Here is a 23,882-nt window from a genome sequence, read left to right on the forward strand (position 1 = left end):
GGCCGGGGCACCGGTGTGTCAGCCCTCGTCGCCGACCGTGTGGCCGAGCAGATGAAGTGGCGCCGCGCTCACCCCGGCCGCCTCGACCGCCTCCCGGTACGCGTGTGCGTGGGAGGCGTCGACCAGCCCGTGGACCAGCGGCAGGCCGGGCACGGCGGTGTGCAGCAGGGATTCCAGCCGACAGGAGGCGACCGTGCCCGGCAGCCAGGTCTGTTCCGCATAGCCGGAGGCGGCGGCCGGTGGCAGGTCGTCGGCGATGTGCCGCTCGGCGTCGCCGACCGCGAGCAGCCCGCCCCCGACCGTCAGCACATCGCGCCGCCCGCGCATCCGGTCGAGGGCGCGTGCGGTGTCGAAGCAGTGCGGGAACGAGTCGTCGACCACGACGGTCCCGGCGCGCAACCGGTCCACGTCGAGGACGGCCGTACCACCGCTGACGGCCGTGACGATCAGATCGGCCTCGTACACCACATCGGGCAGATCCGGGGCGGACTCGGCCGTCTCCACCGACCCCGCCAGCCCGCTGCCGCGCAGCTCCGCGCCGAGCGCGCGCAGACGGGGCGCGCTGCCCGCGACGTCGCACAGCACCAGGCGGGCGGGTGGGCGCGGGGCGCCGCCGAGGAGCAGGTGGAGGGACGAGGTGCCGATCGAGCCGAGCCCGACCATGGCGACGGTGAGGTCCGCGAGGTCGTGTCCCGCCGCCGCGAGCGCGGCATGGACGGTCTTGACCACGGACACGGCGGTGGCCGCGTGGCCGGTGGTGACCGTCGTCGTCCCGCTGGTGGCGCGTACCACCTCGAATCCGTAGCCGGTGTACGCGGGAATCATCCCGGCCAGCGACACACAGCGCGCGCCGAGGGAGGCGGCGTGGGCGACGGCGCGGGCGGTGTGTCCGGTGAGCGCGTTCCCCGGGGCCAGTTCGTCGGCGAACAGCGGCAGCGATACGAACGCCGAGCGTCCCAGCGGTGTGCTGATCTCCTCCAGCAGGCGGGGCCCGCCGTCCGGGAACAGCAGGGCCCGCAGGTGTTCACGGGGCAGCTCCGGGGCCGGTACCCCGGCGAGCGCCGCCAGGTGTCCGGGCGCCGGGAGATAGCCGACGAGCGCGGCGTCCGTACGAGCGGAGGGCACGCTACGGCGCGGGCGCGGGCGCGGGCGCGGTGCCACGGCCCCGGCCAGCTCGTCCCGCAGGGCACGGGCGAACGCCTCCGTGGCCGCTGCGTCGAGGGCGGCGGCCGAAGCGCGCACGGTGACGCGCAGACCGTCCCCGACCGGCCGGACGGCCAGGAACACATCGGTGCCCACCGGAGGCGGGACGAGTTCCGTGTCGTGGTGATCCCAGTCGAGGGTCAGGGACCCGTCGGTGGGCGGGCCCAGGGCGGAGAAGTCGAGGTAGCTGAAGAGGAACTGCGTGGCCCTCGGCAGGCCGTGGCCGTCTCCTCCGGACGGCCCGCCACCGGTGCCGTAGGTGCGTGCCGCGGTGGCCTCCTCGGCGACGCGGCGCAGATCGTCGCGGAACGACGTGGCGGGCGCGGTGTCGGCGTCGGTGCCGGTGTCCGCTTCCGCCACGGCTGGGCGCAGCGGTACGGCGGCGGCCAGCGGGCCGAACAGCCGGCTGATGTCGGGCAGCGCGTGGTCCCGTCCGGTGACCGCGAGCCCGAGGACGAGGTCCCGTTGGCCGGTGAGATCGGCCAGGGCCCGGTAGTAGGCGGTCAGCACGGGGGCGTACGGCGTGGCGCGGACGGAGGTGGCGAGGTGGCGCAGCCCGGCCGTCGTCTCGGCGTCGAGGGTGAAGCCTGCCGACCGGAACTCCGCCTGGGCCGTGTCCCCGCGCCGCAGGTCGGGCCGCTCGTACGGGGCGTCGTGGCGGGCGCGCCACGCGGTGGCCGCCGGGTCCGGGGCCGACTGCCGGAGCAGGGTGACGTAATCGCGGAACGTGCTGCGCAGCGGCGGCAGTTGGGGCTGCTCGCCGCGGGCGAGCCGGTCGTAGACGGTGAGCAACTCCCGGCCGAACAGGGCCGCGCTGTAGCCGTCGCCGATGAGGTGGTGGGCGTGGACGACGAGCGTGTGCTCGTCGGGGGCGAGGGTCAGCACCCGCAGGCGCAGCAGTGGCCAGGCCCATGGTTCGAACCGGCGACGGCGTTCGTCGGTGACCCGCTCATCGAGTTGGACGGGGGACGCCGCCGTTTCGAAGTCCACGGGGAGCCGCAGCGCGGGCGGCAGTTCCTGCTGCACCGGCGGGCGGGCACCGGCGGGGAAGACGGTGCGCAGCATGGGGTGGCGGACCACGAGCGCGTCGACGGCACGCTGAAACACCTCGGCGCGCAGCGGCCCGCGCAGCCGCAGCCGGGCGAGCCACGCCGAACCGGACCCGGGCGTGATGGCCTCGGCGACCAGGAAGCCGCGCTGGGTGGGGGTGAGGGGGTACGGCGTGATGTCCGCCCCCGCGGGGGAGGCGGGGGCCTGTTGCGCGCTGGTGGCCTCATCGATCGCGGTGGCCAGCGCGGAGAGCGTGCTGTGTTCGTAGATGACCGTCGGCCTGGGCAGGGTGGTGTTCCGCCGCGCCGCGTCGTGTGTCTTCTCCAGCCGGGCGAACACCTCCAGGACGAGGATGGAGTCGCCTCCGAGCGCGAAGAAGTCGTCCTCGCGGCTGACGTGCGCCACCCCCAGCACCTCGGACCAGATGTGGGCCAGGGTGTGTTCGGTCGGCGTGGCGGGCGGGGCTTCGGCTGCCGCCGCCGTGGTGGCCGTGTCGGGGGCAGGCGCGTCGAGTCGGCGGCGGTCCACCTTGCCGGTGCCGGTGAGGGGCAGCGCCTCGACGTACTGGAAACGGGCCGGGAGCATGTAGTCCGGCAGCGTGCCGCGCAGATGGGCGCGGAGTCGTGCCGGTTCGGGCCGCGGCCCGCCCGGCAGGGGTTCCACGAAGGCGGTCAGGCGGCCGTGATGGTGCAGTACGGCGGCCCGCGCGACGCCGGGGTGGGTGTGCAGCACCGCCTCGATCTCGCCCGGTTCGACCCGGTGGCCGCGGACCTTCACCTGGTCGTCCAGGCGGCCCAGGAACTCCAGTACACCATCGGGCCGCCCGCACACCCGGTCGCCGCTGCGGTACCAGCGCCTGCCGTCGCGCTCGGTGAACGCCGCCGCCGTCCGCTCGGGGTCGCCGAGGTAGCCCGGCGTCAGCCCCGTACCGCCGATGAGCAGTTCACCGGGCTCGCCCGGGGCGCAGCGGCGCCCGTCCTCGGCCACCACCGCCACCTCGGTGCCGGAGATGGGGCGGCCGATCGGCAGTCGGCGCACCTCGTCGCCGGGGCGGGTGTCGATGAGGTGGCAGGTGGCGTTGATGGTGGTCTCGGTGGGCCCGTACAGGTTCGCGATGCGGTGACCGGGCCCGAACAGGTCGTACCAGCGGCGGACATGTGCGGCGGGCAGCACCTCACCGCCGACGTGGATCCAGCGCAGCGCCGACAGATCGGGCCGGGGTGCACCGCGCCGCACCCGGGTCTCGGCGGCGGTCAGCAGCCGTTCCCAGAGCGTCGGCACCGAACTCCACACGGTGATCCGGTCCCGTACGACCCGGTCCAGCAGCGCCTCGGGGTCGCGGACGAGATTCCGCGGCAGGGTGTGCACGGTGGCGCCGACCAGCAGCGGTGCGAGCAGCTGGCGTACGGACGCGTCGAAGCACACGGACGCGGTCTGGGCGAGTCGGTCGCCCGCCCGGTAGCCGAAGGTGTCCACGGCCCAGTCCAGGTAGTTCACCATCGCCCGGTGAGTGATGGGTACGGCCTTGGGGCGGCCGGTGGAGCCCGAGGTGAAGATGGTGTAGGCGATCGCGTCGGGATCGTCGGGTGCGGGGACGAAGGCCGGGTCGGGGGAGGGCGACGGATCGTCGAGGGCGACCGCGGTCACCTCGTCGAATGCGTCGGCCATGACGCGGGTGGCGGCGTGGCACACGACGGTCCGGGCCGTGGTGCGGTGCAACTGGTCGGCCAGGCGCGCGGTGGGATGCGTGGCGTCCAGCGGCACCCATCCGGCCCCGGCCCGCAGGATGCCGACGACGCCGACGACGGTGTCGGCGCCCGGCTCGGTGAGCAGGCCGACCAGGTCGCCGGGAGCGACGCCGTGGGCGCGCAGTCGGGCGGCCAGGGTGGCAGACGCGCGGTCGAGCGCCGCGTAGGTCAGGGTGGCCTCGCCGGTGTCCACCGCGACCTGGTCGGCGGCCGCCCGGAACCGTGCGCACAGGCGCGCGACGATTCCGCCGCGCTCGGGCGCCGGGGGCGGCGGCGCGGGTGTGGCGGAATCGGTGAGTGCGGTGAGTGCGGTGAGTTCCGCGAGGTGTTCGCGGGCCAGGCGCTCCACGGTGGCCGGGGCGAACAGCCGGGCCGGGACGTTCCAGGAGAAGTGCAGGGCCCCGTCGCTCTCCCAGCACAGCAGCCCCAGGCGCGTGGCGGCGGACGCGGTGCGCGCCGCGGCCGGGCGTACCGTGACCGGACAGTCGGGGTCCGCGGTGACGGGGAAGCGGGCGAAGCTGAACCCCGCCGGGGAGGGCGTGCGCGGCCGGGACCCCGTGGCGGGCAACAGCCGGGCGATGTCGAGGCCGGTGAGTCGCGCGTGCCGCTCGGCGTCCAGCCAGATGTCGCGCAGCCGCTGCGCCAGGGCGGGCACCGGCTCGTCCGGGTCGACGGTGGCCAGGAGCGGCAGCGTGTCGGCGAGCGGGCCGACCAGCCGGTCGAGCCCGGCGAGCCGCAGCTCACGACGGGCGCGGGCGACGTTGACCGCGATGGCGCGCTGCCCGCTCCACCGCGCCAGGCAGCGCGCGTACGCGGCCAGCAGCAGATGGAACAGTGAGACGCCGTGGGTGGCGGCGCAGGTGCGCAGCGCGGCGGTGAGGTCGGGGTCGGTGGCCACCTGGTGTGCGGTGAGCGGCGCGGCGGGGGGTGTGTCGGGATCGCCGTCCCAGGGCAGGTCCAGGGGGTGTGTGCGGTCGGCGAGCAGGTGGTGCCAGTACCTGCGGTCCTCGGCGGCCTCCGGGGAGGACCGCTCCGCGTCGACGGCGGTGGCGTAGTCGGCGAAACCCGCCTGGAGCGGGGGCAGTTCGGGGGAGCGGCCGTGCGCGAGCGCGGTGTACACCGACCACAGCTCCTCGCCGAGGACGTTGACGCTGAATCCGTCCGCGGCGGCGTGATGCAGGACGAGCAGGAGATGGGCCAGGTCGGCGCGTTCGCGCACCAGCACGGCACGTACCGGTGCCTCGGCGGCCAGGTCGAAGGGCCGGTTGCACAGCGCCTCCTCCAGCTCGGCCGGCGGGCCGCCATCGGCGTCGCGGACCTCGTACCAGGGTGGTGTGGTGTGCGGGTCGGGCGGCGTGACGCGCTGTGTGGGCGCCGTACCGCCGGGCTCGATCCTGATGCGCAGCATCGGGTGGCGTTCGGCGAGGAGCGCGAGTGCCCGGCCGAGCAGTTCGGTGTCCACGGCGCCGCTGACGGTCTGGCGTACGTACGCGTACGCGGCGACCTCGGGGTGCAGCCTGCCGCCCGTGTGGAAGGCCAGCTGTACGGGGGTGAGGGGCAGCGGGGCACCGGCGGCGAACGCGTCGTGTGTGCCGTCGTCGGTGGGGTGCGGCGGGTGTGCGTTTCCCCGACCTGTTGACAGCTGGGCGGCCAGCTCGCGGATCGTCCGGTACTCGAAGAACAGGGTGGGCGGCAGGGCCCGCCCCAACTCCGCCTCCAGCCGCCGCACGAGATCCACGGCGGAGAGCGAGTCCAGCCCCATGGTGAGGAACGGTTCGTCGTCGTCGACATCGGCGGGCGCCCGGTGCAGGGCCTCGGCCAGGAGGCGGCGCAGGGTGTCGGTGACGGGGGAGTGGGCGGCGTCGGTCCCGGACGCAGCAATGGCCGACCTGTCTGCGGCCGACGTGGCGGGGGCCGAGAGGGCCGGAGCCGAACCAGCGGCGGCTGCCACGTCGACGGGCGATGTGGCAGCCGCCGACACACGGGCCGCAGACTCCACCGTCAGCTCGGCCACGACCAACTGGGCGGCATCGATACCGCAGGCCGTGTGCAGCGCCGCCAGCCCCGCGTCCGTGGCCAGCGGTGCGGGGCCCCGGGCCGCGACGGTGGCGGCCCGGGTCGGCTCACCAGCGGTCCGGGACGGCTCACCGGCGGCCATTCCCGTCTCGGCGAACGCGGCGAAGTTCAGCGATTGCCACGGCCGCCCGGCGGCCCGTTCGGCGGCGGCGAACGCGTCGAGGAAGGCGTTGGCCGCGGCGTAGTCACCGAGCGCACCGGCCAGTCCGGGCAGCACAGCCGCGACCGACGAGAACGCCACGCACACCGCCGGGCGGTGGCCGTGCCGCCACAGGGCCCGGGACAGCAGCTGGCTCCCGCGCACCTTGGCGGCCATGACCTCGGCCATCTCGCCCTGCGACTTGGTCCGCAGCGTGCCGGGGCGCACCACCCCCGCCGCGTGGAACACCCCGTCCAGCGGCGGCAGATCGGCCATCAGCGCCTCGACATCGGCCTCGGCCGACACATCCGCCACGCGGTACTCCGCGGTGGCGCCGAGCGCGCCGAGTTCGGCCAGCAGGCGGTCCGCCGGGCGGGCCGAACGGCCCACGAGCACCAGGGTCGGTCGGCCGCGCCCGGCCAGGTCACGCGCGAGCGCGGCGCCGATCCCGCCCGTACCGCCGGTGATCAGGTAGGTGCCGTCGGGCGGCAGTGGCGACGAGGGCGGCGGCACGGTCGGCACCGGGGCGAGCGTACGGACCAGGCGGCGGCCCGCCCGCCACGCCACCGCGCCGCCTTCTCCCGGCGCGTGCCGCCCGAGCACCTCCCGTTCCAGCGCGTCGAGCCGGACGTCCAGGGAATCGTACGAGGACAGGTCGACGCTGTACGCGGTGAGGCCCGGGAACTCCTCCGGGAGCGCGAGTGTCAGGCCGGTCAGCAGCGCCTGGGCGGGACGGAGCCGTTCGGTGGCGACGCCGGTGGCGTGCACATCCTCGGTGACCGCCACCAGACGGGCGCCGTCCTGGCTCATCGGGGTGAACAGGTCCCGCAGCGTGGAGAGCACGGCATGCGTCGCGGAGTCGACGTCCGCCACCGCGGCACCGTCAGCCGCCGCCGGTCCGGCGAGCAGCACGGTGATCGGCGCGGGTGGCTCGGTGGCGGCGGTGTCCCCGCCCCGCTGCACCGCGATACCGCGCCGCTCCAGGCGGCGGGCCACCGCGCGGGCCAGTTCCGAGTCGGGCCCGGCCAGCCGGACGGCGTGCGGGGCACCGTCCGCTGACGGAGGCGCATCACCCCAGGTGAGTCGGTGCAGAAGCGGTGCCGCCACGGGCTCGGGCTCCACGGGCTCGGGCCAGTATCGACGGCGCTGGAACGGATACGTCGGTACGGCGACGCGGGCCCGCCCCGCGCCCAGAGCCGTATGGTCCAGCTCGACGCCGCGTGTCCACAGCCGCCCCAGGGCCGTCAGCAGCGCCTGCGCGGCGTCGCCGCCCGCGTCCGGGGCGGCCAGCGTGAACGCCTCCGGTGCCGGGTCCGCGCCGTCGCGTCCGGCCGCGACCGAGCGGACCGGGCCCGGCAGGGTGGCGCCGGGGCCCAGCTCCACGAACGTGTCGTACCCGTCGTCCAACAGGCGCTCCACGGCGGGGCCGAAACGCACCGGCCGCAGGGCGTGTTCGCGCCAGTGTGCCGGGCCCAGGGACGGCCGCCACCGGGCCGTCAGCGAGCTCAGCAGGGGCACCGACGGCGAACGGGGATCCAGAGTGGCTGCGGCCGCGGCGGCGAGCGGGTCGGCCACCGGGAGCATCGCGGGGGAGTGGAAACCGTGGGACACCGGGAGGGCGCGGGCCGGAATCCCCTCGGCGGCCAGCCGTGTCACGGCCCGGTCGACGGCGTCCGGGGCGCCGGAAATCACCGTCTGGTCAGGGGCGTTGACCGCGGCCACGCACAGTGCACCCGCCGATTCGTCCAGCACCGTGGCGAGGGCGTCCGCTCCGCAGCGGACGGCGGCCATGGCGCCCGGTTCGGCCAGGTCGCGCATCAGACGGCCCCGCTCGGCGGCGAACCGCACCGCCTCGGGCAGGGTGAGCGCCCCGGCCACGCAGGCGGCGGTGATCTCGCCGACGCTGTGCCCCGCCACCGCGTCCGGGCCCACACCCCAGGCGCGCAACTGCCGGGCGAGCGCCACGCCGTACGCGACGAGCAGCGGCTGCGCGACCTCCGTACGGGCCAGATCGGCGGGCGTGGCATCCGGGTCCAGGCACCACTGGGCCAGGGTGCGCCCGCACACCGGGCCGATGAGCGCGGACGCCTCGTCCAGCGCGTGGCGGAACGCGGGCGCGGAGCGGTACAGGGCGCGGCCCGCCCCAGGCCGGACGGTGCCCTGGCCGGGCAGCAGGAACACCAGTCGGGGCCGCGAGCGGGCCACCGTGGTCGCGGGGTGGGCCGCGAGACGTTCGGCCAGGTCGCCGCGTGACACCACCGCCAGGCGGTGGCGGCCGTGGTCGCGGGCGGTGTTGACGGTGGCGCACACATCGCCCTCGTCGAGGTCCGGGTGGGCCCGCAGATGGGCCGCGAGGTCGCGGGCCGCGGCCGTCAGGGCGTCGGCGCTGCGCGCCGAGAGGGTCAGCAGATGCGGGCCGTCGTCCTCACGCTCATGCGAAGTGTCGTGCTCACGTGGTGGCGCCTCCTCCAGGATCGCGTGTGCGTTGGTGCCGCCGAACCCGAAGGCGTTGATGCCCGCCACCAGCGGTCCTGGGGCCGTCCACGCGCGGTGTTCGCCGACCACCGCGAATCCCTCCGCGTCACCGTCCGCCGCGGGCGCGTCGTGGTGCAGGGAGGCGGGCAGCTCCCGGTGGCCCAGGGCCAGGATCACCTTGATCAGGCCCGGCATGGCGGCGGCGTTGAGCAGATGGCCGACGTTGCTCTTCACCGACCCCAGCAGGCGCGGCCGTCCGTCGGCGCGCGGGCCGAACGCCTGGCGCAGGGAGCGCAGTTCGACGGGGTCGCCGAGGGCGGTGCCGGTGCCGTGCGCCTCGACGTAGGACACGCTGTCGGGGTCGACACCCGCGTCCCGGTACGCCTGGACGATGATCTCCCGCTGGGTGAGCGCGTTGGGGGCCAGCAGACTCAGCGAGCGCCCGTCGTTGTTCACGGCGGTGCCGCGCAGCACGGCCAGGACCGGGTCGTCCGCGCGGTGCGCGTCGTCCAGCCGGGCCAGCACGATCGCCGCGCCGCCCTCACCGGGGACGAACCCGTCGGCCTCGGAGCCGAAGGCGCGGCAGCGCCCGGTCGGCGACAACACCCCCGCCTGCTCCAACAGCCGGTGGCCGGTCGAGGTCAGCGCGAGGTTGACCCCGCCGACGACGGCGAGATCGCACTCGCCGGACTGGAGACTGCGGCGCGCCAGGTGCAGCGCGACCAGCGCCGAGGAGCAGGCGGTGTCGACGGCGAGGGCCGGACCGGTCAGGTCCAGGCTCTGCGCCACCCGGGCGGCGACGAGGTTGGGAAGGTTACCGGTCAACGCGGCGGGCGGCAGCCCGCCCTCCGGGCCGAACGCCCGTGCCAGCACCTCGCGGTAGCCGCTCTCCCCGGTCGCCGCGAACACCCCGACGCGGCGGCCCGCCCGCCGCGCGCCCGCGTAACCGGCGCGCTCCAGGGCCTCGTGGGCCAGTTCCAGGAAGATCCGGGCCTGCGGATCGGTCGCGGTCGCCTCCTGAGCGTCGATGCCGAAGTACGCGGCGTCGAAGCCGGCCGGATCGGCCAGAAACGCGCCCCACCGGGCGGTGGACCCGGGCCGGGTGCTCCACCGGGTGGCCGGTACGGGGCCGACGGCGTCGTGGCCGGCCACGAGCCGGTCCCAGAAGGCGTCCGGGGTGTCGGCCCCGGGGAAACGGCAGGCCATGGAGACAACGGCAACCGCCGCCCCCGGATTGCCTGTAGCAGGGCGTGGACGAGCGGACTCCGGCCGTTCACCGCCCTGGGCCGCCACCAGGTGCTCGGTCAGCGCGGCGACCGTGTCACGGTCGCGCAGCACGCCCGGCGGTACGGAGACACCGAAGGTGTCCTCCAGCGCGGCGAGCACCTCCATCGCCTTCAGCGACGAACCGCCAATGGCCAGGAACCGGTCATGCACCCCGATGCTGCCCACGGGCCGCCCCAACACCCGAGCCCAAACCCCCGCGACAACCCCCGCCACCTCCTCCCACGACGGGACCACCCCCGCACCCCCGGCGGTGCCGCTCGCCTCGGCGCACCCCTCCGCCGGAGGGGCCACCGCACCGGCGGGCGCGGGCGTGGCGACGCACCACCGCGCCTCCACCGTCGCGTACGCCCCGGCCTCGTACCGCTCGCGCATCGTGCGGCGGCGCAGCTTGCCGCTCGTCGTTCGGGGGAACGCGCCCGGTGGCAGGGGCAGTACGCGTACGTCGTCGTGGGCCAGGGCTTGCCGTACCCGGGCCGTCACCTGGGCGAGTACGGGGGCCGCTTCTCTCGGCGGTCTGGGCCACCGTACGAACACGACCACCCGCTCCGTGCCGTCGGCCGGGTCGGTGGAGCCGATCACCGCGGTCAGTGGGGTCGGCAGGCCGGGGGTGGCGGCCGCGACCTCTTCCAGGTCCGGGGCGTGGAAGGTGCGGCCGTTCACGAACACCACGTCCTTGTCGCGGCCGGTCACGCACAACCGGCCGTCGGCCAGGAAGCCCAGGTCGCCGGTGCGCAGCCAGCCGTCGGCGAAGGCGGCGGCGGTGGTGTCGGGGGCCTCGTGGTAGCCGCGCGCCACCTGGGGGCCGCGCACCTGGACGTGGCCGACCCGCCGGTCGCCCAGGGGGCGGCCCGTATCGTCCGCGATGCGTATCTCGCAGCCCGGCACCGGCTGGCCGACGTCCATCAACTCCACCGCGTCCGGGCCCGGGGCGGTGTCCACCGCGCGGCCCCGGCTGAGGGCCGCGCGGTCCAGTACGCGGGGCGCCGCCACCTCGCCGAGGGGCGGGAAGGTGACCGCCAAGGTGGCCTCGGCCAGGCCGTAGACGGGTTGCGGGGCCCGGGCGTCGAGCCCGGACGCCCGGGCCTTCGCCACGAACCGCCGCCACACCGCCGGAGCGATCGGCTCGGCACCCACCAGCATCAACCGCACGGCGGACAGGTCGAGTCGGCCGTACACCTCGTCGGGGATCCGCCGCGTGGCCAGCGCGAGGGCGAAGTTGGCCGCGGACAGGACCGTGGCCCGGTGCCGGGCCGCGGTCTCCAGCCACAGGGCGGGCCGTTTGGCGAACGACAGCGGCTCCAGCCGCACCTGCTTGGCGCGTGCGGCGAGCGGGGCCAGGTGGGTGCCGATGAGCCCCATGTCGTGGAAGTACGGCATCCAGCTCGCCACCACATCCTTGGAGGTGAGGGCCGCGGCGGTACGGATCTGCCCCAGGTTGGCCAGGACGCAGGCGTGGGTCAGCTCCACGCCCTTGGGCGCCCCGGTGCTGCCCGAGGAGAACTGGAGGAACGCCACGTCACCGGGGGCCGCCTCCGGCAGGAGGCCCGGTGGGCGGCCCTGCCGCAGCGTCTCCAGCCTCAACGGCCGTACCCCGGAGGGGAATTCGGTCAGCAGCGCCGCGGTGGTCTCGTCCACGGCCACCGGCGGGCGGCCGAGCAGTTCCCACACCGGGAGCACCCGCCGTGCGTCGGGGGCCAGCGGCACCGGTACGAGTCCCGCTGCCAGTGCGCCCCAGAACATCGCCTGGAAGTCGTCACCGCGGTCCGCGAGCACGGGGACGCAGCTGCCGGGGGCGACACCGGCCGCGCGATAGCCCCCGGCCACGCGCAGCGCGTCGTCCCGCAGCTGCGCGTAGGTGACGGTCCGCTCGCCACCGTCTCCCCGCACATGCACCAGCACCTGGTCGGGAGCCACCTCGGCGGCGTCCAGCAAGACTCGCAGGAGCGTGGTCTCGCCATTCGGTCCGGACATCAAGGCTCTCCTCGTTCGCTCGCTTCCACCCTGAGGGAGGGGCGAAGGGGAGCACCAGGTTCCGGCCATGGACGACCGGTCGGGTCGACCGGGCCGACCGGGTCGACCGGGCCGACCGCCCGGACCGGGCGGAGAGCTACGACGACGTCGCGGCCGCGTCCGTCCGGGACGCGGCGGGGGCCACCGGCTCGCCGTCCCGCTCCTCCGGCAGCTTCAGCAGCAGCGTCAGCACGAAGGCCACCAGGTACAGGGCGAGGAAGACGAGCGTGACCCCGCCCGCGCCGACGAGGGGGAAGAACAGGCTGGCGAGCGCCGGGCCGACGAAGGCCGCGCCGCCCGCGCCCAGGTTGAGCAGGGCCATCGAACCGCCCTTGTTCTCCGGGGCCATCGACGGGATGAGCGCCGAGATGGGGACGAATCCCGCGAGGGTCGCCCCGTAGAACATGCCCGCGAGCACCGCGACCCAGAAGTAGTCCGGGCCGAGCCACACCGGCACGAAGTACAGCGTCGTGACACTGATCGCGCAGCCCAGGGCGCCGAAACCGGCGATGGTCGTGCGCCAGCCGATGCGGTCGGAGAGCACACCGAAGATGAGGTTGAAGAAGATGTTCGTGCCGTAGATGATCGCCAGCAGCTGGAGCCACTTGTCCTCGCCGAAGCCGATGTCGTCGGAGAAGATCCGCGGCAGGTACACCAGCATGCCGAACTCGGGGGCCGTGTTGATGACCCGGACCAGGCAGCCCACCAGGACGCGCGGATGGGTCCAGATGATGGAGACGGAGTTGAGCAGGCTCTGCCCGGTGGTGACCTCCGGCGGCGCCATCCGGTCACCGCCGGGCCTCCGCCGCGCGCCGACCAGGGCGATGGCGCCGCCGAGGAGGATGAGGCCGAGCGCGGACCACAGGGTGCCGAGGCGGCCGAACCAGGGGATGGTCAGGCTCGACCACAGCGAGCCGAGGGTGGGCAGGCCGCCCGTGAAGGCGAAGTAGAACCAGCCGACCGCGGTGCCGAGCCGGGCCTTCGGTGCCGTATTGGTGATCCATACGAGGAAGCCGAACGCGAAGAGCGGGTAGCCGAAGCCCCGGATGCCGTAGAAGACCAGCATCAGCGGGTAGTTCTCGGTGCCCAGCGCGAAGAGCAGATACGCGGCGTCGAAGACGGCCCAGATCACCAGGCCCACCCACATCACCCGGCGCGGCCCCCACACCTGGCAGAGCGCACCGGAGAACCAGGACGCCAGCATGACGGCGATGCCGTACACCGTGATGACGTACCCGGCCCGTACGTCCGTCGCGGCGCCGTGGTCGGCCATGTACGGGGCGATGAAGCCGGATTCGACACCATCGCCGATCATGAACAACAGCACGCCCACATAGCCCAGGATCAAGGCTTTCGGCATCGCTACCTCCACTCTGAGGTGTGTCTGAGGTGTCTCTGAGGTGTGACGGAGTACGACCGCAGATACTCAAGCGCGCCGAGAGAAATATCAAGAGTCTTGGTAAAACTAACGAGCCGGGATGTTAATTATCCCGCCTCGATCACCCGCACATCGGTCAGTTCCCGCATCTCCCGCAGCAGCTCCTCGTCCACCGGGCCGGTCAGCAGCACATGGTCGAAGGAGTCCACGCTCTCCAGCCGGTGCAGCGCCCGGCGGCCCACCTTGCTGTGGTCCATGAGCAGTACGCTCGTCGCGCCGGCCTGCCGGGCCGCCCGCTTGATGCTGACGATCTCCTGCTCCTGGTGGAACGTCATGCCCGCGGTCATCCCGGAGGTGGACAGCACGGTCAGATCGACGGAGACGCCGCTGATCATGTCGATCGCCGGCAGGCCGATCCACGAGTCATGGGTGCGCGAGTACTCGCCGCCCACGCAGATCAGCCGGATGCCCTCGGCGCCCCTCAGCTCCTCCGTGATCAGGCGGTAGTTGGTCACCACGGTCAGCGGCCCCACCTCGGGCAACAGCCGCGCCAGGGCCAGCGCCGTGGTCGAGTCGTCCAGCATCACCGACATCCCCGGGGCCACGAACGACAGCGCGGCGCGGGCCAGCGCCTGCTTCTCGTCGGTGTGCGCGTGCAGCCGGAAGTCCGAACTGGACTCGAAGACCATCGAGGGCTGCGCGGAGACACCCCCGTGGTACTTGCGCAGAATGCCGCGGTCGGCCAGCTCGGCGATGTCCCGGTGGACCGTCATCAGGCTGACGCCGGTCAGCTCGGCCAGCTCGGCCACGGTGGCGTCCCCCCGGGCCAGGACGTGGTCGACGATCAGTTGGTGTCGCTGTTGGCGCGCACCGCGCGAAGACGGGAGAGTCATGGCTCCATCCTGCCGTGTCGATTTCTCACATGTAACCAGTGACAAGTCACACGGAGACTGTTAATTTCACTGTGACGCAACGACGCAATCATCAGCCAGGGGATCAGGGGTACGCATGGCCGACGCAGTGGTCTTCGACATGGACGGCGTCCTGGTGGAGAGCGAGCATCTGTGGGAGGAGCTGTGGACCGCGTACGCCGCGGGACACGGCCGTTCCTGGGGCCCGGAACAGACCCGTGACGTGCAGGGGATGAGCGCCCCCGAGTGGGCCGCCTACCTCACCCGGTTCTGCGGCGCGGGCGATCCCGCGGAAACCACCGAACGGACCGTCGTCGACGGCATGGTCCAGGCGCTGGCCGACGGGCGCATCGAGCTGCTGCCCGGAGCCCGCGAGATGATCACCGCCACCGCCGAGCGCGGGCCCGTCGCGCTCGCCTCCTCCGCGCCGCGCCGGGTCATCGACGCCGTCCTCGTCCACCACGGGGTCGACCACCACTTCAAGGCGACCGTCTCCAGCGCCGAGGTGCCGCGCGGAAAGCCGAGCCCGGACGTCTATCTCGCCGCCGCGAACGCACTCGGCGTGGCCCCGGAGCGCTGTCTCGCCGTCGAGGACTCCAGCAACGGACTGCGCGCCGCCGCGGCCGCCGGGATGACCGTCGTGGCCATCCCCAATCCGCAGTACCCACCCGCCGAGGACGCCCTCGCGGCCGCCGCCTTCCGCTCCCCGGACCACGGCGCCGTACGCGACTTCCTGCTCAGCAGGCTCGACGCGCGAGACGCGCGAGAGGCGCGAGAGGCGCGAGAGGCGCGAGACGCCCGGCCCGAGCACCGGCCCGACGCCCGAGGGGAGTGACCGACATGACCACGGTCCTGGTAGCAGGCGACGACTTCATCGCCCCCGACCTCTTCTCCGCCGCCCTCGGCGAGGCCCTGCCCTCCGCCGGGCTGACCTTCCGCACGCTGCGCACCCGCTGGCCGAACGAACCCTTCGGCCCGGTCGGCGCCGACGCCCACGGAAACGGCGGCGTCAAGGAGGCCAGCGGCACCGAGGAGCAGGTGCTGGAGGCGCTCGGTGACGCGAGCGTCGCCCTCACCCAGATGGCCCCCTTCACCGCCCGCGTCATCCGCGAGGCGCCCCGGCTGAAGTTCATCGGCGTGGCCCGCGGCGGCCCCGTCAACGTGGACGTGGCCGCCGCAACCGCCGCCGGGATCCCCGTCACCTTCACCCCGGGGCGCAACGCCGCCGCGGCCGCCGAGTTCGCCGTCGGCCTGATCCTCGCCGCCCTGCGCCGCATCACCTTCGCCGACGCCGCCCTCAAGGAAGGCGTCTGGCGCGGCGACTACTACGCCTACGAGAACGCCGGTCTTGAACTCGACGGCGCCACCGTCGGCCTCGTCGGCTACGGGGCCATCGGCGCGATCGTCGCCCGCGTGCTGCGCGCCTTCGGCGCCCACGTCCTCGTGTCCGACCCGTACGCGGACAAGGCCCGGGCGCAGGCCGACGGTGTCGAACTCACCGTCCTGGACGACCTGTTGCGGCGCAGCTCGGTGGTGAGCCTGCACGCCCGGGTCACCCCCGAGACGCGGCATCTGCTCAACGCCGACAACCTCGCCCTGCTGCCCGAGGGCGCCGTCCTCGTCAACTCGGCCCGCGGCGATCTGCTCGACTACGCCCCGCTGCCCGGCCTGCTGGAGTCCGGCCGCCTCGGGGCGCTCGCCCTCGACGTCTACGACGTCGAACCGCCCCCGGCCGACTGGCCGCTGCACCGCGCGCCCAACGTCATCACCACGCCGCATCTGGCGGGCGCCACCCGGCAGACCGCCGACCGGGCCGCCATGATCACTGCCGCCGAGGCCGCCCGTTTCCTGCGCGGCGACCCGCTGCGGCACGTCGCCAACCCGGAGGTGCTGACCGGAGGCCGATCATGATCGTCGGAGTGGACATCGGCACGTCGGTCACCAAGGCCCAGCTGATCTCCCGCGACGGCCGCACCACCCCCGCCCACGAGGCCCGCAGCACCGTCTACACCCTGCCCGGACAGCGCGTCGAGCAGGACCTGGACGACGTCGTGGGCACCGTGGAGACCGTCGTACGGGCGGCCCTCGCCGATGTCGCGGAGATGGGCGGCGAACCGGTCGAGGCCCTCGCCCTCACCGGGCAGGGCGACGGTCTGTGGCTGCGCGACGCCACCGGCGCCCCCGTCGGCCGCGCGCTGTCCTGGATGGACGGACGGGCCGCGGACCGGCTCGACCGGTGGACCGCCGACGGCACCCTGCGCGCCCTGCACGAGCGCACCGGCGTCGGCCTGTTCCCCGGCTCCGCCGCACCGCTGCTGGCCCATCTCGCCGAACACGAGCCGGAGCGGCTCGAAGCGGCCCACGTCGCCGGGTACTGCGTGGACGCCGTCGTCCAGCGGCTGACCGGCGCCGTGACCGTCGACGCCTCCGACGCCTCGCAGCCGTTCCTCGACGTCGCCACCCGTACGTACGACGAGACCGCGCTCGACCTGTGCGGACTGTCCGACCAACGACGGCTGCTGCCGGACCCGGCCCCGCCCGGCACCCTGCACCGGCTGCTGCCCGACGCCGCCCGGAGGCTCGGCCTGCCCGCCGGACTGCCGGTCTCCGCCGGTCCGTTCGACATCCCCGCCTGCGCCTTCGGCTCGGGAGTCGCCGAACCCGGCGAGGGCAACCTCATCATCGGCACCACCCTCGCCGCCCAGCTCCTCGACAGCGAGCCGCGCCCGGCCGCCGCCGACGAACCGGCCGGAATGGTCCTGGCCACCCCGTACGAGGGCCGGTTCCTGCGCGTCATGCCCGCCATGATCGGCACCGCGGGCCTGGACTGGCTGCTGAAACTGCTCGACGTGAAGATCGAGGCGCTGGACGCCCTGCTCGTCCAGTCCCCGCCCGGCGCCTCCGGCGTCACCGCACTGCCGTTCCTGTCCGCCAGCGGCGAGCGCGCCCCCTTCGTCGACGCGCGGGCCCGCGGCCGCTTCGACGGACTCTCCCCGCTGGCCGGGCGCGCCGACCTGGTGCGGGCGCTGTGCGAGGCCGTCGCCTATTCGGCCCGGCACTGCATGGAGACCCTCGGCGTCTGCGGCTCCATCACCGCGTGCGGCGGCGGGGCGCGCTCCGGGGAATGGGCGCGCATCTTCGCCGGAGTCCTCGGCCGCGACCTGGACGTCTGCGACGACGCCGTGGGCATCCGCGGCGCCGCCCAGACCGCCTGGCACTCCCTGGGCACGCCCGTCGACGCCGCCTGGCGCGCCCCGCGCCGTACGGTGCCCGCCGAGCGCGGGCTGATCGACCACTACGCCGAGGGCTACGCCGACTACCGCCTCGCCCTCGATGCCGCACGCGACGGCTGGAGCACACGATGACCAGGCTCTTCAACGACCCCGCCCGGTTCACCGACGACATGATCACCGGGTTCGCCGCCGCCCATCCCGAGCACGTACGGGCCGTGCCCGGCGGGGTGGTGCGCGCCCGCCCCACCCCCGTGGGGAAGGTGGCCGTCCTCACCGGCGGCGGCTCCGGCCACTACCCCGCCTTCTGCGGTGTCGTCGGCCCCGGATTCGCCGACGGCTCCGTCATCGGCGACGTGTTCACCTCCCCGTCGGCCGCCCGCGCCCGCTCGGTCGCCGAGGCGGCGGAGGCGGGCGGCGGTGTCCTCTTCCTCTTCGGCAACTACGCCGGTGACGTGATGAACTTCGGCCTCGCGGCACGCCAGCTCACGGGCGACGGCATACCCGCCCGCTGCTTCGCCGTCACCGACGACATCGCCTCCGCACCCGCCGACCAGACGGCACGGCGGCGCGGCATCGCGGGCGGCTTCGTCGTCTTCAAGACCGCGTCGGCGGCGGCCGAGGAGGGCGCCCCGCTGGAGGACGTCATCCGCGTCGCCGAGCACACCAACGCCCGTACCCGCACCCTCGGCGTGGCCTTCGACGGCTGCACCCTGCCGGGCGGCGAAGCACCCCTGTTCACCGTCCCCGAGGGCCGTCTCGGGCTCGGCCTCGGCATCCACGGCGAGCCGGGCGTGAGCGAGGACGCCCTGGGCACGGCGGAGGAACTGGCCCGCGCCCTGGTGACCGGGCTGCTCGCCGACCGGCCCGCCGACGCGGGCGACGGCGGGCGCGTCGCCGTCGTCCTCAACGGCCTCGGCGCCACCAAGTACGAGGAGCTGTACGTGCTGTGGGGCGCCGTGGCCCGGCTGCTGGACGACGCCGGGCTCACCCCCGTACGCCCCGAGGTCGGCGAACTCGTCACCAGCCTCGACATGGCGGGCTGCTCCCTCACCCTGACCTGGCTGGACGACGAGCTGGAACGGCTGTGGCGCGCCCCCGCCGACACTCCGGCCTTCCGCCGCGGCGCCCCGCCCGAACGCCCGGCCGACGACACTGCCGACACCACCGCCGACGACACCGCCGTACGGCCCGCCGCGGCCCCGCGCCGCCGGGACCGGTCCGCCGCCACCGCGTCCGGCGCTGCCGTCGAGGCCGCGGAGGTGGCCGTTTACGCCCTGCGCGCCGCCCGCGACGTGCTGCACCGGGACGCGGAGGCCCTGGGGCGGCTGGACGCGGTCGCGGGCGACGGCGACCACGGCCGCGGCATGTGCAAGGGCGTCGACGCGGCACTGGCCGCCGCCGAGAAGGCGCACGCCGAACGCCTCGCCCCGGCAGCGGTGCTCACCGCCGCGGGCGACGCCTGGGCGGCCGAGGCCGGGGGCACCTCGGGCGCCCTGTGGGGCGCTGCGCTGCGCGCCCTCGGCGCCGTACTCCCGGCGGACCGGGCGCCCGGACGCGAGGAGCTGGCATCCGCCGCCACGGAGGCGCTCACCGCCGTCACCTCGCTCGGCGGGGCCGACGTGGGTGACAAGACCCTGGTCGACGCCCTCGCCCCGTTCACCACCGCCTTCGCCGAACAGCTGCGCGCCGGGGCCCCGGTGACCGAGGCGTGCGCGGCCGCCGCGGCCGAAGCCCGTACGGCCGCCGAGCACACCGCCACCCTGCGCCCCCGCCTCGGCCGCGCCCGCCCCCTCGCCGACCGCAGCGTGGGCACCCCCGACCCCGGAGCCACCTCACTCGCCGCGGTGCTGACCGCGGTCGCCACCCTTCCCACGACGACAGGAAGCGATGCCGTATGACCACCGCGACTCCGTTCCGGATCGTCGTCGGCTGTGACGACGCCGGTTACGGCTACAAGGAAGCCCTCAAGCAGGACCTGCTGGACGACCCCCGGGTCGCCGAGGTCATCGACGTCGGCGTGGGCAGCGACGAGCACACCGCCTATCCGCACGTCGCGGTCGAGGCGGCCCGCCGCGTCGCCGACGGCACCGCCGACCGCGCCCTCCTGGTGTGCGGCACCGGCCTCGGCGTGGCCATCAGCGCCAACAAGGTCCCCGGCATCCGCGCGGTCACCGCCCACGACAGCTACTCCGTACGCCGCTCCGTCCTCAGCAACAACGCCCAAGTGCTCTGCTTCGGCCAGCGCGTCATAGGGCTCGAACTCGCCCGCGCGCTCACCGACGACTGGCTCGCCCAGCGCTTCGACGAAACCTCCCCCTCGGCGGAGAAGGTGGCCGCCATCCGCGCCTACGAGAACTGACCCCGACTAGGACGTGACCGAGGGCAGGTAGCGCGGTGCCCGCCAGGCGTGAAGCCGCCGCTCCACCGCGGCCCCCAGCGTGAGGAGCGAGCCGTCCTGGCGGTCACCGGCCATCAGGAGCACGCCCACCGGCAGCTCGTTCACCCTCCCCGCGGGCACCGACAGGGACGGGTATCCCGCCACGGCCGCGGGTGTCGAGGACGGGATCACATCGTTGTCGCCCCGGCCACAGTCCGTCGTCCACGCGGGCGGGTTCGTCGGCGAGGCGATGGCGTCCAGCCGGTGGGCTGCCATCGTCTCGTCGATCGAACGCCGGGAAAGGTCCTTCAACTCGGCCCGCATGGCCCGGTATGCGGGGTCGGTGGTGGGTGGCGCGGCAAGGGCCCGCTCGAACAGCTCCTGCCCGGCGAAGCAGGTCCGCTCTTCCGGGTGGGCGCGGTTGAACTCGACCAGCTCGGCGAGGTTCCGCGGCCCCTCGCGGGTGGCGAGATAGGCGTCGATGTCCCGGTGGAACTCGCTCAGCAGCGCCGGGAATTCGAGCTCGGCCAGCCGCTCCTGATACGGCGGCGTCACCTCGACCACCTCGGCTCCCGCGCTCCGCAGCTTCTCCGCGGTACGGGTCATCACGGCATCCACCTCGGGCCCCAGCGACGGCAGCCGCCACAGCCCGATCCGCTTGCCGCGCAGACTGCCCGGTGGCGTCCGGCCGTCCGGGAGGTGTGCGGTGTCGCCACCGCCGATCACCGCGAGGGTGAGCGCGGTGTCGGTCACATTGCGTGCCATGGGCCCCGCGGTGTCCTGCTCCGCGGAGATGGGGACCACTCCGTCCTGACCGACCAGGCCGAGGCTGGGCTTGTGGCCGACCACCCCGTTCATCCCGGCCGGGCACACGATGGAGCCGTCCGTCTCGGTACCGATCGCCACCTGCGCCAGCGACGCGGCGAGCGCGGCGCCCGAACCGGAGGAGGACCCGCACGGATTCCGGTCCAGGACATAGGGGTTGTTGGTCTGCCCGCCCACCGCCGACCACCCCGACGTCGGCTTCGCCGCACGGAAGTTCGCCCACTCCGACAGATTGGTCTTGCCGAGGATCACCGCCCCCGCGTCCCGCAGCCGGGACACCAGGGCGGCATCGCGGTCCGGTGGGCGGCCCGCCAGCGCCAGCGACCCGGCCGTCGTGGGCATACCGCGGGTGTTCACATTGTCCTTGACCAGGACGGGAATCCCGTCGAGCGGACCCCGGACGTCGCCGCGCCGGTGCCGGGCATCGCTGGCGGCGGCCTGGCGCAGGGCCGTCGGGTCGGTACGCAACACCGCGTGGACCGTGGGGTCGATGGCCTTGATCCGCCGCAGATAGGCGGTGGTCAGACCCGACGAGGTCAGCGAACCGTCCGCCATGCGTGCCTGTAATTCCGGAATGGTGGCCGTATCGAGATCGAGACCCGCGTCAGCAGCCCGCACCTGCGGCGCGCCCGCGCAAAGGGAGCCCACGACCAGGGTGGCGATCGCCACGGCAGTGCTCCGCTTTCTCGTGCCCGTCATGTCCCTCATGTCCCTAATGCGTCCGGTGCTCCTCATGAGGATCAGCGCACAATAGGGTGGCGGCCCACCGCAAGACGCTTTCGCGTCGCCGCCGCACTCGCAATTCCCGTACGTCCCCGGAGCCCGCCCGTGACCACCGCCCCGCAGGCCGAGGCCGCGAAGACCGCCGCGCTGCTGTCCCCCTCACCCACCTCCGTGCCCCGGCCGGAGGCACCCGCAGCGCCGCCGGTACGCCGGGTGCCGCTGGCCGTGTCCGGGCTGCTCGCCGCGGCGCTGACCGCGTACGTGTGGTCCGCGCACGGGGCCAAGCCCGGTGTCCTGCTGCTGCTCGGGCTCGGCCTGGGCATCGCCCTCTTCCACTCCCGCTTCGGCTTCACCTCCGCCTGGCGGCAGCTGGTCGCCGTCGGCAACGGCACCGGGCTGCGCGCCCACACCCTGCTGCTCGGCACCACGGCCACCCTGTTCGCCCTGCTCATCGGCACGGGGACCGGGCTGTTCGGGTCCGTTCCCGCGCCGTCGGCCGAACCGCTGGGCCTGGGGCTGCTGATCGGCTCGTTCGTCTTCGCCATCGGCATGCAGCTCGGTGGCGCCTGCGCGTCCGGCACGCTCTTCGCCGTCGGCTCGGGGCAGACGTCGATCGTGCTCACCCTCGGCGGCTTCATCGGCGGCGCGACCCTCGCCGCCTGGCAGTTCGACCTGTGGAAGGACCTGCCCGCCCTGGAGCCGGTCGTCATGGCCGACCACATCGGCTGGTTCGGCTCCTGGGCGGTGACGATCCTCGTGCTCGCCGCCATCGTGCTGGTCAGCCGAGGTGTGCAGGCCCGCCGCCCCCCGCCGCCGATCGGCCCGGTACCCTCCGCGCGCGGCGCCGCAGCCCGGGTGCTGCGCGGTTCGTGGCCGCTGGCCGTCGGCGCCGTGGCGCTGGCCGTGCTGGGGGCCGGAGTGCTGCTGGTGTCCGGCGGGGCGTGGGGCGTCACCAGCGCCTTCAGCCTGTGGGGAGCGGAGCTGGTACGTGCCCTCGGCGGCCACCCGGAGAGCTGGAGCTGGTGGCAGCAGCCCGGAAACAAGGAGATGCTCGCCGGGCCGGTGCTCGCGGACAAGACCAGCCTCACCGACATCGGTATCATGGTCGGCGCGGCGGCCGCCGCGGCGCTCGGCGGCACCTGGACGCTCCACCGCGGCGTGCCGTGGCGGACGGGCGTCGCGGCGGTGCTCGGCGGGGTGCTGATGGGCATCGGCGCCCGGCTGGCGGGCGGCTGCAACATCGGCGCGTACCTCGCGGGCATCGCCTCCGGCAGCCTGCACGGCTGGCTCTGGGGCGCCTTCGCCCTCCTCGGCACCTGGGCCGGGCTCAAGCTGCGGCCGCTCTTCGGGCTCGGGAATCCGAAGCCGGGCGACGGCGTCTGCTGAGGTACCGAGGGCGTCGGCACGCTCCTGACTCTCCAGTACAAGAGCACCGCACGCACGCGCTAATGTGCGCGCGTGAGCTTACAAGTCGTCATGGGATACGGGCCCGCCGGAGCGGCTACTGCCCGGCTGCTGGCCGAACAGGGGCATACCGTACGGGTCGTCACCAGGTCGGGCCGCAGCGCGGAACCCGGCATCGAGCACGTCGCGCTGGACGCGACGAACAGCAAGGAACTGATCGCGGCGGCGCAGGGCGCTGCCGCGATCCACAGTTGTGCCGCACCGCCCTACCACCGCTGGGCGAGCGAATGGCCCCCGCTGATCTCGTCGGCCTGCGCGGCCGCCGAGGCGACCGGGGCCGTGCTGGTCATGCTGGGCAACCTCTACGGCTACGGCCCGGTGGACGGCCCCCTGACCGAGAAGCTGCCGCTCGCGGCGACCGGCCCCAAGGGGCGGGTGCGCGCGGCGGGGTGGGAGCAGGCGCGGAACCTCCACGAGCAGGGCCGTATCAGGGCGGTCGAGGTGCGGGCCTCGGACTTCTTCGGGCCCGGCGTGACCGACGGGGGACACCTGGCCGCCCGGGTCATGCCCCGCCTGCTGCGCGGCAAGCCGGTCTCCGCGCTCGGGGATCCGGAGGCCCCGCACAGCTGGACCTACCTCCCCGACGTGGCCAGGGCCCTGGTCGAGGTGGCGGGCGAGGAGCGGGCGTGGGGACGGGCCTGGCACGTTCCGACCGAGCCCGCGCTGTCCACCCGGGAGATGGTCGACCGCCTGGCCGCCGAGGCGGGAACGGGGCCGATTGCGGTGCGCGCGCTGCCGCCGGCCGTGCTGGGCGTCGCGTCGGTCTTCTCCCCGCTGATCCGGGCGCTGCGGGAGATCCGCTATCAGTTCGACCGGCCGTTCGTGGTCGATTCGAGCGCGTACGAAGCCGAGTTCGCGGTGCGCGCCACCCCCGTCGACGAGCAGATCAAGGCGACGGTGGACTGGTGGCGCGGGCGACTCGACGGTGCGGGGGGACGCGGGTGACAGCGACAGACTCCCCCGTGGGGTTAGCCGGAGCACGC

Annotated in this window: 11 protein-coding genes; 7 read left to right on the forward strand and 4 right to left on the reverse strand. The window is 74.4% G+C overall.

Annotation, left to right across the window (positions count from 1 at the left end; genetic code table 11):
• Positions 1–18 precede the first annotated feature (18 nt).
• From HYQ63_RS38190 to HYQ63_RS38200, 3 genes are all read right to left on the reverse strand, one after another.
• Positions 19–11,949, reverse strand: coding sequence for a non-ribosomal peptide synthetase/type I polyketide synthase (locus tag HYQ63_RS38190; RefSeq protein ID WP_179938244.1), 11,931 nt, complete (start codon positions 11,947–11,949; stop codon positions 19–21).
• Positions 11,950–12,085: 136 nt separating this feature from the next.
• Positions 12,086–13,348, reverse strand: coding sequence for an MFS transporter (locus HYQ63_RS38195; RefSeq protein WP_179938245.1), 1,263 nt, complete (start codon positions 13,346–13,348; stop codon positions 12,086–12,088).
• A gap of 125 nt (positions 13,349–13,473) precedes the next feature.
• On the reverse strand, positions 13,474–14,259 hold the full coding sequence (locus HYQ63_RS38200; protein ID WP_179938246.1) for a DeoR/GlpR family DNA-binding transcription regulator: 786 nt from the start codon (positions 14,257–14,259) through the stop codon (positions 13,474–13,476).
• A 115-nt stretch (positions 14,260–14,374) separates the two neighbouring features.
• On the opposite strand from HYQ63_RS38200, the gene HYQ63_RS38205 reads away from it, so the two are divergent.
• Genes HYQ63_RS38205 through HYQ63_RS38225 form a run of 5 tightly spaced genes read left to right on the forward strand, consistent with a single transcriptional unit; the run spans position 14,375 to position 19,869 of the window.
• Complete coding sequence (locus HYQ63_RS38205) at positions 14,375–15,112, forward strand: HAD family phosphatase (RefSeq protein ID WP_257232412.1); 738 nt, start codon at positions 14,375–14,377, stop codon at positions 15,110–15,112.
• 5 nt (positions 15,113–15,117) lie between these two features.
• On the forward strand, positions 15,118–16,188 hold the full coding sequence (locus HYQ63_RS38210) for a 2-hydroxyacid dehydrogenase (RefSeq protein ID WP_179938247.1): 1,071 nt from the start codon (positions 15,118–15,120) through the stop codon (positions 16,186–16,188).
• Entirely contained in the window at positions 16,185–17,642 is a 1,458-nt protein-coding gene (locus HYQ63_RS38215; protein WP_179938248.1) for an FGGY-family carbohydrate kinase, read from the forward strand. The genes HYQ63_RS38210 and HYQ63_RS38215 overlap by 4 nt, the downstream gene beginning before the upstream one ends.
• Positions 17,639–19,408, forward strand: a complete 1,770-nt coding sequence (locus HYQ63_RS38220) for a dihydroxyacetone kinase family protein (RefSeq protein WP_179938249.1) — start codon at positions 17,639–17,641, stop codon at positions 19,406–19,408. The genes HYQ63_RS38215 and HYQ63_RS38220 overlap by 4 nt, the downstream gene beginning before the upstream one ends.
• On the forward strand, positions 19,405–19,869 hold the full coding sequence (locus HYQ63_RS38225; RefSeq protein ID WP_179938250.1) for a ribose-5-phosphate isomerase: 465 nt from the start codon (positions 19,405–19,407) through the stop codon (positions 19,867–19,869). The genes HYQ63_RS38220 and HYQ63_RS38225 overlap by 4 nt, the downstream gene beginning before the upstream one ends.
• Positions 19,870–19,875: 6 nt before the next feature.
• On the opposite strand, the gene HYQ63_RS38230 is transcribed toward HYQ63_RS38225, so the two are convergent.
• Positions 19,876–21,411, reverse strand: a complete 1,536-nt coding sequence (locus tag HYQ63_RS38230) for an amidase (protein ID WP_179938251.1) — start codon at positions 21,409–21,411, stop codon at positions 19,876–19,878.
• Positions 21,412–21,540: 129 nt separating this feature from the next.
• Here HYQ63_RS38230 and HYQ63_RS38235 point away from each other — a divergent pair, with 129 nt between their 5' ends.
• Entirely contained in the window at positions 21,541–22,821 is a 1,281-nt protein-coding gene (locus HYQ63_RS38235) for a YeeE/YedE family protein (protein ID WP_179938252.1), read from the forward strand.
• 72 nt (positions 22,822–22,893) lie between these two features.
• A complete protein-coding gene (locus tag HYQ63_RS38240) occupies positions 22,894–23,844 on the forward strand; it encodes an NAD-dependent epimerase/dehydratase family protein (protein WP_179938253.1) in 951 nt (316 codons plus the stop codon).
• The last annotated feature ends 38 nt before the right edge of the window (positions 23,845–23,882 follow it).

The organism is Streptomyces sp. Rer75 (assembly GCF_013414305.1).
Taxonomy (GTDB): Bacteria; Actinomycetota; Actinomycetes; order Streptomycetales; family Streptomycetaceae; genus Streptomyces; species Streptomyces himastatinicus.

Bases quoted from the DNA above. Each gene is read 5' to 3' on its own strand.
- HYQ63_RS38190 (WP_179938244.1), bottom strand. From the start codon at position 11,949: ATGTCCGGACCGAATGGCGAGACCACGCTCCTGCGAGTCTTGCTGGAC.
- HYQ63_RS38205 (WP_257232412.1), top strand. From the start codon at position 14,375: ATGGCCGACGCAGTGGTCTTCGACATGGACGGCGTCCTGGTGGAGAGC.
- HYQ63_RS38220 (WP_179938249.1), top strand. From the start codon at position 17,639: ATGACCAGGCTCTTCAACGACCCCGCCCGGTTCACCGACGACATGATC.
- HYQ63_RS38200 (WP_179938246.1), bottom strand. From the start codon at position 14,259: ATGACTCTCCCGTCTTCGCGCGGTGCGCGCCAACAGCGACACCAACTG.
- HYQ63_RS38230 (WP_179938251.1), bottom strand. From the start codon at position 21,411: ATGACGGGCACGAGAAAGCGGAGCACTGCCGTGGCGATCGCCACCCTG.
- HYQ63_RS38195 (WP_179938245.1), bottom strand. From the start codon at position 13,348: ATGCCGAAAGCCTTGATCCTGGGCTATGTGGGCGTGCTGTTGTTCATG.
- HYQ63_RS38210 (WP_179938247.1), top strand. From the start codon at position 15,118: ATGACCACGGTCCTGGTAGCAGGCGACGACTTCATCGCCCCCGACCTC.
- HYQ63_RS38225 (WP_179938250.1), top strand. From the start codon at position 19,405: ATGACCACCGCGACTCCGTTCCGGATCGTCGTCGGCTGTGACGACGCC.
- HYQ63_RS38215 (WP_179938248.1), top strand. From the start codon at position 16,185: ATGATCGTCGGAGTGGACATCGGCACGTCGGTCACCAAGGCCCAGCTG.